The organism is Bradyrhizobium sp. CCBAU 53415 (assembly GCF_028128735.1).
GTDB lineage: Bacteria > Pseudomonadota > Alphaproteobacteria > Rhizobiales > Xanthobacteraceae > Bradyrhizobium.
The window spans coordinates 12,290-23,696 of the sequence record NZ_LBJF01000018.1; the positions used below are offsets into that span (position 1 = coordinate 12,290).

Sequence of the window (11,407 nt, forward strand, 5' to 3'; positions counted from 1 at the left end):
TCTACTCAAGAGTCCCGATTAAGGCCATTGAAATGGCTCGAGCCAGTACTCGGCGGTTTTCTGGATGGCTCACCATTGCGCGGCCCTTTGATACATCGAAACGTCACTGTAAAGATCGTGATCTGGAGCTAACGCTTCTATTTGCTGCGCCTTTTCAAGCAACTCAGAGACGGACCATTGTTCGGTGTCGCTTCCACAACCTCGCGACATTCATACCGCAAGATTCCACAACGATCCAAAACAATTTTTCGCGCCAAACTCTTCAGTGATGCATTTGAAGAAGCCGCAAGTAGACTAACATCGATGAACGCCATGAATGACACAAGTTCATCAATACTCAGTAACGGCTCGGCAATTGCATAAGCCAGGATTGCACCTGATGAGTATCTAGCAAAGCGGTATGGGCCACGCGGCTGGATCTGTTTAATCGCAAGAATCACCTCCATCGAGCGCACGTTGCGGATCGCAGCGTCAGGACAGGATGATCTAGACCAGCCCAGCGGCATAGAGTGCCTTTGCGACCGACTCGAAATATTGCGAGGGAACCGGGTTGCCGAGCCTCGCTTTCCCGAGCAGCTGACGTGCCAGGACATCGTCATCCACAATGCTGAGGCGCAGCGCGCGCGCCTCACCAAGCAGCTGTGAAGCAGCTTCGCCCTCGCCGCGGCAGACCACGACCGGCACGCCGGTCTCGCCGCGAACATAGCGCAGCCCAATCAACGTTGTCGATCCCCGCAAGATCAAGGTGGCCCGACTGATGCCGAGCGGAGCCTCGTTGGCCGACTCTTGCCGCAGACGCCGGTGTTCACGCTTCACCTGCGGATTGCCTTGCTGTTCCTTGTTCTCCCGCTTGGCCTCCGTTTCCGTCATGCGCATGTCCTGCATAAATAACCAGCGCTGGATTAGTAAGTCAGCCAATCCGGCGACCAGAAAAGCTCCAGCGGCAATCCCGGTCAGCAGTTCAACCTCGGTGAAGACGAAGCCAAAACAGCCCATGCCGCAGACCGGCAGGTACACGAGCGCTTTCCAGCTAGCGGCCACGATGAGAAAGAAGGTCGCACCAAGCAAAACCACTTTAGCCAGCGTCTTGCCAAGCTCGATGGCCGAACGTTTAGAGGCGATGCGTTTCAAGCCGTTGATGGGATCCAGTTTCTCAAGCTTCGGCTTGAGTGGATCCGAAGCAAACATGAAACCGCCATTGACCAGGATATTGGCCAGAAGGGCTGCCACCACGGCGGCGGCGAGCAAGGGCGCGACAGTTGCAATCGAAAGTTCCAGTAAGCCGCTGAGCGCTTGTGGCACCGCGCTCGTGAACGGCTGTTCCTGCAATTTGTCGACCAGTCGGACCGTTTCCTGCCACTTGTCTTCAATCGCACCTGCTCGCCACCAAAGGCAGCCGAAACCCGCACAGGCGCTGACGCCGCTCACTAGATCGGAGCTGCGCGCGCTTTGTCCCTTCTTGCGCGCATCGCGCAGCTTCTTGGGCGTCGGAGGAAGCTTTTTCTCCTCACTCGTGCCGCTCATTTTAACAGCTTCTTCAGATACTCGAGCATGTTGTTCGAGGTCAGGATTTCAGCTCCGGCGTACTCAAGCAGATAGACGGCGTAGCTCACCATGATGACCCCGAATGCAACATTCTTGATCATTGGGGAGAGATCGTTCAGCTTGAGCTGAGATGCAAAACGGCCGAGCATCATGACCGAGATATCGACCAGCAGCAGCAGGGCCAGCACCGGGCCGGCGACTAACAAGGTCGTCATCATGATACGATCGAGAAGGGCCAGACATTCCATTGCCCCTTGCGCTGTCACGGCAGGCAGAAACTGATAGACAGGCCACACTATGTAGCTGCGATAAAGGCCGCTCACCATGGTCTGCAGCCCGCCGACCAAAACGAAGATCGTAACTGCTGTAACACCGAGAAAAAGCCCGGTTCCGGACGCTTGGCTGTGCGTCGCGGGATCCTCCCCCGCAACTTGGCTAGAAATTCCTCGTTGGGTATCGATGATGTCGCCGACTGCCTGTATGCTCCATAACGGAATACTGAGCAGGATGCCGAGCACAAGACCGACGAACACCTCCTTCAGGCCAATCATGGTCACGCTGACCAGGCGCGTGTTCGGGTCTAGGGCCTGCAGGCCGAGCTTGATGTGAGCGAGGCACGGCAGGCCGATCGCAATCGTCAGGCTTCCCCGAACTAGGCCGCTGATACGCGGTCGGGTGAAGACGGGAAGCACCAGCATGATGCCGAGGGCGCGGGCCGCACTCAGGCCGGTTGCGACGACGAGCTCGATCGTGCCCTGAACAACAGCTTGCGCCTCTGCGGGTGACAGGCCAGCCATCCAAGCTCTGCTAATATCTTGCGGTGAGTGCAGGAAATTCGCTGAAGATGCGCTCGGCTTGTTCGATGAGTGGAGCGCTTAGCACGGGAGAAAACCCGGCGAGCACGGCGACGACGACCAGAAGCTTGACCGTTAGTGGCAGGGTTTGATCCTGGAGCTGAGTTGCCGCCTGGATGAGGCCAATGATCAGTCCGGAGATGAGAGCTGCGAGCAGCGGCGGCAGAACCCAGATCATGAAGAGCACGAGCGATTGACTCAGGTGCGTAAGGACGCTGGCTTCGTTCATGGTCAACCTCCTGGCGTCGTGTAGCTTAATACCAGCCCGTGCATGAGACGTGACCAGCCGTCGATAGTGACGAACAAAAAGAGCTTGAAGGGGACGGATATCACCGTCGGGGACACCATCGACATGCCCATGGCCATCAAAATCGTCGTGACGATCAGATCGATCGTGATAAAGGGAAGGTAGAGAAGAAAGCCGATTTCGAAGCCGCGCTTGAGCTCTGAAATCAGGAACGACGGCACAAGAATCGCGAAATCATCTGCCGTTGCGCTGCCGCGCATCTCCTCCGACCAGACATGTTCGGTCGATGATAGGAAGAAGCGGCGCTGCTCTTCATTGGTGAACTTCTTCAGATGGGCGCGCAGCGGCTCCTGTCCCTCCTTGGCGGCTGTCACCCAGTCATCGAAACTTTGGTAGCTGAGTTGCGGATCGGTAAGTCGGTTATAGGTCTGCTCGAAGACCGGAGCGCTGATGAAGACGGTCAGGATCAGTGCCGCTCCGTAAAGGACGATGTTCGGCGGTATCGATTGAGTCCCCAACGCGTTACGCACTAGGAAGAGAACAACCGAGACCTTGATAAAGGCGGTCATTGTGACGACGGCGAAGGCCAGCAGGCCAAGGCCGACGGTGATCGCAAGAAGCGCGAGGATGCTCGGTTGAATCTCAGTCATTGACCGCCAACCTGCCGCGTAATCTAACGGCCAGTTCCTCGCCGATCCGTACGATGTCGCCGCGGCCGATACGTTTACCGTTGGCAAGGATATCGACCGTCCCCTCCAGCGGCCGGCCAAGCTCGAACACATGGCCTTCGTTGATGGTTCGCAAGGTTCCCAGCGGCATGGGCCAGCGGCCGCATTCGAAGACAAGCGTGATCTCGAGACTGTCGATATCGGCCTCAGAGGGGAGCTGCTGCGCTTGGGGTTGTGTCGTCATATGTTCACTTTTCAGGGGGTTGGCTTGCAGTCGGAACGGCCCGCGCAGGACCAGTCGGTCGCCGGCAATCTCTGCAGGGGCCCACAATCGGTCCGCAGCGAGGATGACCTGGCCGCGAGCCAAGGGAATCGAGTCCGGCAGCAGTGCGTCGCCTTCTCGTGCCTGACGAACAAGGCCGATCGTGACCCGAAGCGAACCGATCTGGCCCGCAACGATGACCGGAAGCTCGGGAAACTGCCTGAGCGCCTGTCGCGGCGATCGGCCAAGAAGCTCGCCGAGGGCGCGGAAGGCCGGCGGAACCAGACCGTCAAGAGACGAGAACAGAAGCAAGCGAGCCTTGCTGGTAAGCGGACCATAGGCGACGTCGAATTCAAGATAAGGTCCCGCACCCAGCGCTTCACCGGAGCGAACGAGCTTCAGATTGCGCTGCATCAGTTGCTCAATTGGAGCAAGCAGGGGTTCAAGCGCAAGTTCCAGGATCAGCGAACGCGTCGGCTCGGAAGGTATGGTCAGGCCATTCTGCACGGTCTCAATCAGTGCTTCCGCAAGCGGACCGGGCAAGGACAGGATGAAGGTTTCACCCGCCGTTTCAAAGATGCAGTCAAGCATCGACGTCGTAGCCGGCTCCGCCTGCCAGACGGTTCGGCTCACGCGCACAGATAGCGGCTTCTCGCCGAGGCGGCCTTGCAGAGGCGCACGCAACGCTGCGATCTCGTTGAGCCACGAGGCCACGGTGTGCGAGAGGGTCAGCGTCGGCATAAAGACTGCGGGCTCAGCCGGCCCATATGTCACCGGTGCGGCTTCCGCGTCGCAGGCCCCTGGCTCGCGCGAAAGAGGATCTGCAATCACGTCGGCTCACCTCCCGTCCGCCCTGATGGGCCTCTCCGGTAGCGGAGCAAGACATCATCATCGGCTTCGATTTCGCCGGCGGCATCGAAATGAGCATTCGTGATGCGTTGAACGTCGCCGTCGATCTCACGCCACTTCTGGCTCGCCGCTGAACGCTTGGTCCAAACGGCCCGCGCATCAAGAACCGCAGCCTCAGCTTGCTCTTGGGCAGCACGGGCCTTGTCAAGAACTCGCTGCGCCGCTGCGATCTCGTCTGTGAGCCGAACGATGATGAGATGATAGCGTCGCTGCAGTTCGCAGACCGATATCGCATCGGCCGCTAGCATCTCCCGATAGAGCTCCGCCTCGACCTTTGCGCGGCGCCCCTCGGCATTTGCAAGATGCTCGCAAGCTTGTTGGACAGCTTGAATCGCGAGGTGGCGCTTGGCTTCCATGTTGGACAATTCACGAAGGGCGCTTCGCTCCCGCATGTCCTTGACGAGCCGCAGCTTCGAGGCGTGAACGGGATTTAAGCGGTCAGACGCGATATCCATGCGACCGTCTCCTCAAAGCTGCACGCCTCGCCCTGCCCCTGCCGCAAAAAGGCCCGCAGCTCCTCTATCGAGGCGATCGCCCGATCGGTCAGCGGATCAGAGCCTTGCTTGTATTCACCGACCTTGATCAAGAACTCGGCCTCAGCGTAGCGCGAGAGCAGATCACGGAAGAAGGATGCCGCCTTGCGATGCGGCACGGACACGATCGCATCCATGACGCGGCTGCGGCTCGACAGCACATCGATAGCCGGAAAATGCTCTCGCGAGGCCAACGCGCGCGAGAGAATAATGTGGCCGTCAAGGATGCCGCGTGATTCTTCCGCTATTGGATCACCCGTGCCATCACCTTCGACAAGCACGGTGTAGAAGGCCGTGATGGAGCCATGCTCGCCCATGCCGGCGCGCTCTAACAAGCCCGGCAACAGCGCAAAAACGGAGGGCGGAAAACCGCGCCGGGTCGGCGGCTCTCCTGCGGCAAGGCCGATTTCACGCATGGCGCGGCTAAAGCGCGTCAAAGAATCCATCATCAGAACGACGCGAAGGCCCTGATCACGAAAATATTCGGCCAGCGCCGTCGCCATGTGGGCGCATTGGGCCCGCTCCATCGCCGAACGGTCGGAGGTCTCCACCACAACGACGGAACGGCGAAGGGCCTCGCCAAGATGACGTTCGATGAATTCACGTACCTCTCGACCACGTTCGCCGATCAGCGCAACGATGGTGACGTCGGCCGCAGCGCCTCTTACGATTTGCGACATCAGCGTCGACTTGCCGCAACCCGCATCACCATAGATTCCGATCCGCTGACCTTCTCCACACGTCAGAAGACCATCCAGGACACGGACGCCGAGCGGAAAGGGCTGTTCAATCCCGCGCCGTTTCATTGGATTGGGTGCCCTGCCGCGCAGCGGGCGGGTTTCGCCGGCTTTTATCGGGCCCTTGCCATCGAGCGGACGGCCAAAACTGTCGATGACGCGGCCGAGCAAATCGGGGCCGACAGCCACTTCCTGCATTCGCCCGGTCGTCACCACCTCCGCACGATTGGATAAGCCCACCATGTCCCCAATCGGCGTGAGTAACACCCCGTCCGGCAACAGACCGATCACCTCGGCCTCGAGCGACCATCCACTGCGAGGATCCTGCAATAGGCATAGTTCTCCGACCCGCGCCTCCGGCAAGACGGCGTGCAGCAGCGTGCCGACTGCCCGCGTGATCCGGCCGCGGACGGCGCGTGTATCGATGTGCTTGGCGGAAGATCTCAAGGATGAGAGTGCGGCCTTGACAGTTCCTTCTGCGGCCGCGGCATCATGGGTTGGTCGTTGCACGGTCACGATTCACCCTCCTGCGACAAACCGAACCCGAGACGCAGCGCGCGCAGCTGCGCGGCAAGCCCGAGATCGACATTGCCAAACTCGCTCCACAAGACACATTGGTCCGCGCTCAGCGCCGGATCCGCCTCAATCCTGACCTTCGGCCGGCCCTCCAGTCCGTCATAGTCCTTGAACTCACTGGCCAGCAGGTCGGCTTTCAGTGGGGATACGTGAAGGCAAACTTCCGTGTTCTTATATCTTTGCTCGATGGCATGACGAACGCCGCGCACCAGTATCTCGCCCGGATCAAACGCGCCAAGCAGATCGCTAAGGATCTCAAAGACCAGCTGCGGCAATTCCCGCTCCAGAACCGCCTTCCGCTGCGCCAGTTCACAAGTAGCCTGCGCAATCAGCCGCGCCATTTCCTCTGCGCCCGCCTTTGCACCCTCGGCGCGGCCCCGCGCCCGTTCCCGCTCATAAGCCTGGCGTGCCCAACCGCGTACCCGCTGCAGATGCCGCTCGGCAGCGGCCCGCGCCCGTACGGCATCGTGCCAGATCTCGAGCTGCGCAGATGGGATCAGCGGTCCAAGAGGCCGAATCTGCGGGGCCGCGGGCGATGCTGGGGCATCGGCCGTCATGCCCTGGCAGCCTCTGTGCTCAAATGGGCCATGACTTGGGAAAGTACCGGGCCTGCTGCGCTACGGTGTTCAGCAGCTGGATTCTCCGCGGCCGTCCCAATGGGCAAGCGTAAAAGCACGCGGATACGATCAAGCGATGAAGCCTCTTCGAGCCAGGCGCCGAGACAAGCATGCCCGTCATATTCGATCTGTCGCGACAATTGCTCTGGATCGACGATCGGGGTCGTTGCGACGGCACTGGATAAATGTCGGACTGCAAAAGCATGCGCTTCGGCCCCGATCATTTCGACAAATACTGACAGATCGTGCCTGGAAATCAGCTTGAGGATGGAGCGGGCATGCCAGATGCTGCCCGCGAGCAGCGCAACCCGGCGCGGATCATGCCCGAGGAGAGGATCCTCGTTCCAGTCGGCGCTGCCCACCTTCACCTCGCTGCCCAGCAGCAGTTCCGCCAGTCTTGGCTGGAGCCTTGCACTCTGCTGTAGCCGAGCCAATGTGGCAGGCGAAAGCAGCGGGTCAAGACGCCCAGCAAAACGACTGGGATGGACCGACGCAGCAACCTCGCGCAGCCGATCGGCGGCGAGCGTGAACGAACGATTGAGTTCGGTGGATGACATCGATGCCGACATGAGCGTCCCGACTATGTCGCATCAGCAATCATCTTTTTGCCAGCCGCTTGCTCAGCAGGCACACTCGAGCGTCTACCGAACATGCTCAGCTTGCGCGATGATTGTCCAACCTGACGCATGCGCGGGCCCAGCAATACGTAAGATACGATGCCGAATACCGCTCCGGCGCCTCCCACAGCAAGCGCAAGTAACGGCATTGAACCGGTTCTGGCTGACTGAGGCGCAGCGGCTGCCGGCGCGGCCGACTGCTCGAGCGGAGCGCGCTCGACCGGCACGAAGACGACCGCGACCTTGTCGTAAGACAGCCCTTCAATGCTGTTTGCGACGAGCATCTTGATCTGCGGCAACAGGGCCGAGAGTTTCGCGTTAGAGCCATGGCGAATGAAAACCGAGGCCGAGGACGGGGTCGTATCTTGCCGCAACAAGTCGTTCTTCGGCAGAACGACGTGGACACGTGCTGAAAGGACGCCATCTATATCGCTGATCGTGCGCGACAATTCTTCGCTTAGAGCATAAACGTAACGTGCCCGCTCCTCGATCGGCGAGGCAACGAGGCCCGATCCTTTGAACACCTCGCCGAGATTCTTGAAGGATTGGCGCGGCAGCCCCTCAACATTTAGCAGGTCGATCGAATAGGCGAGCTGCTTTTCCTCGACCTGGATTGTGCTGGTTCCGTCCTTGGCGACAACACGGACAGCATCAACGCCCTTGCCAAGGAGAAGCGCGAGCATCTCATTGGCCTCGCGCTCCTGAATTTTGGTGTAGAGATCAGCCTTACAGCCGATCAGCGGGAGGAGAAGGGGCAGAGCAAGACACATGCGAAACCGCCGCCACGATTGACGGCCGCCGCAGCTACTCCTTTTCATCACGCCAGTCATCGACTCACTCAGCCTGCCGACAGCAGCTTATTTAGCGACGAGCTGACGGCGCTGGTGCCCTTGGAGACGAGGGAAACCTGAATGACGTCTCTGTATACGTCTCGCAGATTCGTCATCATCGAATCGAAGTCGGCTCCAACCGGTTTAACAGTCGCATGTGCACCGATGTTGTCCGTCTGCAAAAGCGGCTGCGTAGCCGGTCCAGGCTGCACGCTAGTCACGGTAGCTGGCGCAATCGCCGGAGGAATGGCACGGCCGTGGTACATGCTCGAAAGGGTTTGGAGGATTCGGTCACCCGGCGGATTTGCCAGCACATTCGTGCGCTGAACCTCCAATATCGGCGGAGCCGCTGCGGGCCGATCCGCGAGCGGGGAAGCAGATGCCTGATTGGAAGCTACTTGCACCAGGGACTGCTCAAAGCGCGCCTGCTCGCCAAGAGCTGCCGGCGAGCAGGCATTGGAAAGACAGTCGGCTGAATTGGGAGAGATCGGCGTTGCGCCTAACAACATGGAATGAGTCATTGTGCTCGTGCGATGGGACCTAGGCGTTTTGACCGATGAACCGACGAAATTCATAAGCTGGCGAGCTGACGAAAACCTGACGAAGATCGGGCTGACTGCGTCATCTAAAGATCACGTTTGGCTTCCAAGCTGGAATGAAATTCCAACTTCATGATGAGCGAAAGGCGTCCGGGAATGCTCGCGCGATCCACAATCGTACAAATTTTGAAAAAGATTCTTTGTGTCGGCGTTTTCGTCTATCTCGGAATGATGCGCTCGTTTGGCGCATCCCTTTCACTGCCGTCCGCCCCATATAGCTACACCGTTCTCGATCAGGATCTTTCTGCGGCGCTACAGGAGTTCGGAAACAATCTCAATATCAGGGTCAACGTCAGCGCCGAGGTGCGGGGCCGGATTCGCGGACGAATGCCGGACCTGCCGCCACGAGAATTCCTTGACCGTTTGACCGCCCTCTACAATCTTCAGTGGTATTACGACGGGCTGGTCCTTTACATCTCCGCTGCCCACGAGGCGCAAAGCCGGTTGATTGTGTTGAACCCGATCAGCTTCGATGCGTTCAAGTCCGCGCTCGACGCGCTCAACATCTCGGATGAGCGCTATATCGTGAAACCGGCTCCGGGAGAGGGCCTCATCCTTGCTTCTGGCCCACCCCGATTTGTTGCGCTGGTGGACCAGACCCTTAAGGGCCTTGTGGCGGAGGTGCAGGCCCGGCACAATCCCGTCGCGGCCGAAAAGCCGCAGCGTGAGTCGGTTTTGATGTTGTTTCGCGGCTCCTCGAGCACGGTCTTTCGGGACGGGCGGTTGGGGGGTTCTTCCGATACGCCGCACCAGGAGGGCATTTTGCGCGAAGCCGGTCCAGACCAGAAGTGATACTTGAAGATGCGAGACCGCTCCGAGCGAAGTCGGTCGATCGGCATCAGCCTAAATCCATCCGATCGTCAGCTTCTCGAAAGCTAAGGTCCGCAAGCATGAGCCTGCGAGGTCGGGACGGCTGCCTTGTCGTGGTAGCCCCGGATATATGGATCAGGTACTGGATGCTCGACGGAAAGGTGGTTAACGCCATCTTTGAACGTGGCGCGAGGCATTAAAGATCAATGCGAGCGAACGCGTGCTTCTGAGCTAGCTGAGGCTTCGCACAGCTCGATGCGCTCCATCAGTTGAAAGGAGGAAGGGTGGATTTCAATGCAGTCGCCCCGGCGAATACGAGCCCGGAGCCCGACACACCGCGGACGGCTACAGGTACAACCGAGTTCGAGCGGCAGCTCAGCGGTACACAGGCTGGCGCTTCGCCGCATGGTGTCGCCCCTCCAGTGCTGCAGGGCGAAGCTTATTCACCATACCGGGACGCTGGCCATTCCTACTCTCCATACTTGGGTGGTGGGCACCTCTATCCGCCATACCTGGATTTAGCGCATCCCTATTCGCCCGATTTGGGTTGGCAGGATGATCTGTATGCGCTCGGTTCGGTCGACGCCGAGCCAGCGCCGGAACACTCCCCGCAACACCTCTCACAGCAGACCATCGCTCAGGCGATCGAGGAACATCCTTTCTTCGATCAAGATTTGATATGGCAGAATCTGGATGTCGGCCCGTCGCATGCCGAGCCACCATACGCTGGGCCATCACAAGCGGGGCCGTCGCATGCTGGACCGTCGCGCACCGCCCCTTTGCAGGCTGAGCCGTCGCACGCCGGCCCCTCCCATGCCCGGCCATTGCAAGCGGGATCGCCTCAAGCTGGGTCTTCCGCAGCTGGACCTCCGGAGCTTTCCGAGTTCCGTATGCTGGGCGGAGATCTCGCCAAGGATTACTGGGTCTTCACTGGTCAAACAGCCACAGGCGCTCAGATCGACATGCTGGAGCGCAGCGGAGTGAAGCCGAGCAAGGACCACCCGACAGTTTTCACGATTCTCGGGGTGCCTCATACGGCCGAATGGAGAGAAGAGGACTTCATTCGTCTCACACCGTCGCTAGACCCGACCTTTTGGCCTGAGGACTCGGAGGAAGACCAACCTGCAGACCCGGAAGATTCGCCCATCCGCTAACGGCTGCAAATAAGCAGACATGCGCGGTCAATCCAAGGAACTTTGAGCAGGAACTGACGGGACCGCATGAAGCGGACGAATCTAACTAACTAGCATCTGATTTGGCCGAAGCCGGGAGCCGCGCCGTCACGTGCCGAGGCATCATTGGATGGCGGCGAGCGGTCCAGTTCCCGGACGTGCCGCCAAGGACCACTGGTCTTTACTCGCCAAAGCCGCCACATTCCTTAGATCGACATGCTGAGAAATTGCAGTGTGATGTCAGGCAGGCACCTCCGGACAACAACTTTCGCCATCGCGGGTGTGCCTCGCACGGCCGAATGGCGAGGAGAAGACTTATTCGTCTCACAAGTCGCTAAACCTGCTCTTGGGGCCAGTTTGCGTCCGCCCTTCGTAACCGCGTGATCCAACTGTTATCTCGTACCGATCCCGCGACGTGGAATCGATGCAGG

14 protein-coding genes are annotated in these 11,407 nt (G+C 59.4%); 2 read left to right on the forward strand and 12 right to left on the reverse strand.

What is annotated here, in order from left to right:
* Positions 1-137: 137 nt before the first annotated feature.
* The 12 genes from XH87_RS10605 to XH87_RS10660 form a co-directional block, all read right to left on the reverse strand.
* Entirely contained in the window at positions 138-446 is a 309-nt protein-coding gene (locus XH87_RS10605) for a thioesterase domain-containing protein (RefSeq protein WP_271587223.1), read from the reverse strand.
* A 40-nt stretch (positions 447-486) separates the two neighbouring features.
* Positions 487-1,524 carry an EscU/YscU/HrcU family type III secretion system export apparatus switch protein gene (locus XH87_RS10610; RefSeq protein ID WP_271587224.1) on the reverse strand — a complete coding sequence of 346 codons (1,038 nt, stop codon included), beginning with the start codon at positions 1,522-1,524 and terminating at the stop codon, positions 487-489.
* The gene (gene sctT / locus XH87_RS10615) at positions 1,521-2,342 is read right to left on the reverse strand and encodes a type III secretion system export apparatus subunit SctT (protein WP_271587225.1); all 822 of its coding nucleotides are present in this window, start codon (positions 2,340-2,342) and stop codon (positions 1,521-1,523) included. Before sctT ends, XH87_RS10610 begins: the two co-directional genes overlap by 4 nt.
* A gap of 10 nt (positions 2,343-2,352) precedes the next feature.
* The gene (locus XH87_RS10620; RefSeq protein WP_271587226.1) at positions 2,353-2,628 is read right to left on the reverse strand and encodes an EscS/YscS/HrcS family type III secretion system export apparatus protein; all 276 of its coding nucleotides are present in this window, start codon (positions 2,626-2,628) and stop codon (positions 2,353-2,355) included.
* Between the two features lie 2 nt (positions 2,629-2,630).
* Positions 2,631-3,296: a type III secretion system export apparatus subunit SctR gene (sctR, locus tag XH87_RS10625; RefSeq protein WP_271587227.1), complete on the reverse strand. Its 666-nt coding sequence runs from the start codon at positions 3,294-3,296 to the stop codon at positions 2,631-2,633.
* On the reverse strand, positions 3,289-4,317 hold the full coding sequence (sctQ, locus tag XH87_RS10630; protein WP_271587228.1) for a type III secretion system cytoplasmic ring protein SctQ: 1,029 nt from the start codon (positions 4,315-4,317) through the stop codon (positions 3,289-3,291). Before sctQ ends, sctR begins: the two co-directional genes overlap by 8 nt.
* An 86-nt stretch (positions 4,318-4,403) precedes the next feature.
* On the reverse strand, positions 4,404-4,940 hold the full coding sequence (locus tag XH87_RS10635; RefSeq protein WP_271587229.1) for a hypothetical protein: 537 nt from the start codon (positions 4,938-4,940) through the stop codon (positions 4,404-4,406).
* A complete protein-coding gene (gene sctN / locus XH87_RS10640) occupies positions 4,916-6,271 on the reverse strand; it encodes a type III secretion system ATPase SctN (RefSeq protein WP_271587230.1) in 1,356 nt (451 codons plus the stop codon). The genes XH87_RS10635 and sctN overlap by 25 nt, the downstream gene beginning before the upstream one ends.
* Positions 6,268-6,888 carry a type III secretion system stator protein SctL gene (gene sctL, locus XH87_RS10645; RefSeq protein WP_271587231.1) on the reverse strand — a complete coding sequence of 207 codons (621 nt, stop codon included), beginning with the start codon at positions 6,886-6,888 and terminating at the stop codon, positions 6,268-6,270. Before sctL ends, sctN begins: the two co-directional genes overlap by 4 nt.
* Complete coding sequence (locus XH87_RS10650; protein WP_271587232.1) at positions 6,885-7,517, reverse strand: nodulation protein NolU; 633 nt, start codon at positions 7,515-7,517, stop codon at positions 6,885-6,887. Before XH87_RS10650 ends, sctL begins: the two co-directional genes overlap by 4 nt.
* A gap of 11 nt (positions 7,518-7,528) precedes the next feature.
* A complete protein-coding gene (sctJ, locus tag XH87_RS10655) occupies positions 7,529-8,395 on the reverse strand; it encodes a type III secretion system inner membrane ring lipoprotein SctJ (protein WP_271587233.1) in 867 nt (288 codons plus the stop codon).
* Positions 8,396-8,403: 8 nt separating this feature from the next.
* The gene (locus tag XH87_RS10660; protein WP_271587234.1) at positions 8,404-8,916 is read right to left on the reverse strand and encodes a nodulation protein NolB; all 513 of its coding nucleotides are present in this window, start codon (positions 8,914-8,916) and stop codon (positions 8,404-8,406) included.
* 174 nt (positions 8,917-9,090) lie between these two features.
* Between XH87_RS10660 and XH87_RS10665 the strand changes: the two genes are divergently transcribed.
* A complete protein-coding gene (locus XH87_RS10665) occupies positions 9,091-9,786 on the forward strand; it encodes a secretin N-terminal domain-containing protein (protein WP_271587235.1) in 696 nt (231 codons plus the stop codon).
* A gap of 302 nt (positions 9,787-10,088) precedes the next feature.
* The gene (locus XH87_RS10670) at positions 10,089-10,958 is read left to right on the forward strand and encodes a hypothetical protein (RefSeq protein ID WP_271587236.1); all 870 of its coding nucleotides are present in this window, start codon (positions 10,089-10,091) and stop codon (positions 10,956-10,958) included.
* Positions 10,959-11,407: the final 449 nt, after the last annotated feature.

Coding starts and splice junctions, on each gene's coding strand:
- XH87_RS10605 (WP_271587223.1), bottom strand. CDS start 446: ATGGAGGTGATTCTTGCGATTAAACAGATCCAGCCGCGTGGCCCATAC.
- XH87_RS10610 (WP_271587224.1), bottom strand. CDS start 1,524: ATGAGCGGCACGAGTGAGGAGAAAAAGCTTCCTCCGACGCCCAAGAAG.
- sctT (WP_271587225.1), bottom strand. CDS start 2,342: ATGGCTGGCCTGTCACCCGCAGAGGCGCAAGCTGTTGTTCAGGGCACG.
- XH87_RS10620 (WP_271587226.1), bottom strand. CDS start 2,628: ATGAACGAAGCCAGCGTCCTTACGCACCTGAGTCAATCGCTCGTGCTC.
- sctR (WP_271587227.1), bottom strand. CDS start 3,296: ATGACTGAGATTCAACCGAGCATCCTCGCGCTTCTTGCGATCACCGTC.
- sctQ (WP_271587228.1), bottom strand. CDS start 4,317: ATGCCGACGCTGACCCTCTCGCACACCGTGGCCTCGTGGCTCAACGAG.
- XH87_RS10635 (WP_271587229.1), bottom strand. CDS start 4,940: ATGGATATCGCGTCTGACCGCTTAAATCCCGTTCACGCCTCGAAGCTG.
- sctL (WP_271587231.1), bottom strand. CDS start 6,888: ATGACGGCCGATGCCCCAGCATCGCCCGCGGCCCCGCAGATTCGGCCT.
- XH87_RS10650 (WP_271587232.1), bottom strand. CDS start 7,517: ATGTCGGCATCGATGTCATCCACCGAACTCAATCGTTCGTTCACGCTC.
- sctJ (WP_271587233.1), bottom strand. CDS start 8,395: ATGACTGGCGTGATGAAAAGGAGTAGCTGCGGCGGCCGTCAATCGTGG.
- XH87_RS10660 (WP_271587234.1), bottom strand. CDS start 8,916: ATGACTCATTCCATGTTGTTAGGCGCAACGCCGATCTCTCCCAATTCA.
- XH87_RS10665 (WP_271587235.1), top strand. CDS start 9,091: ATGCTCGCGCGATCCACAATCGTACAAATTTTGAAAAAGATTCTTTGT.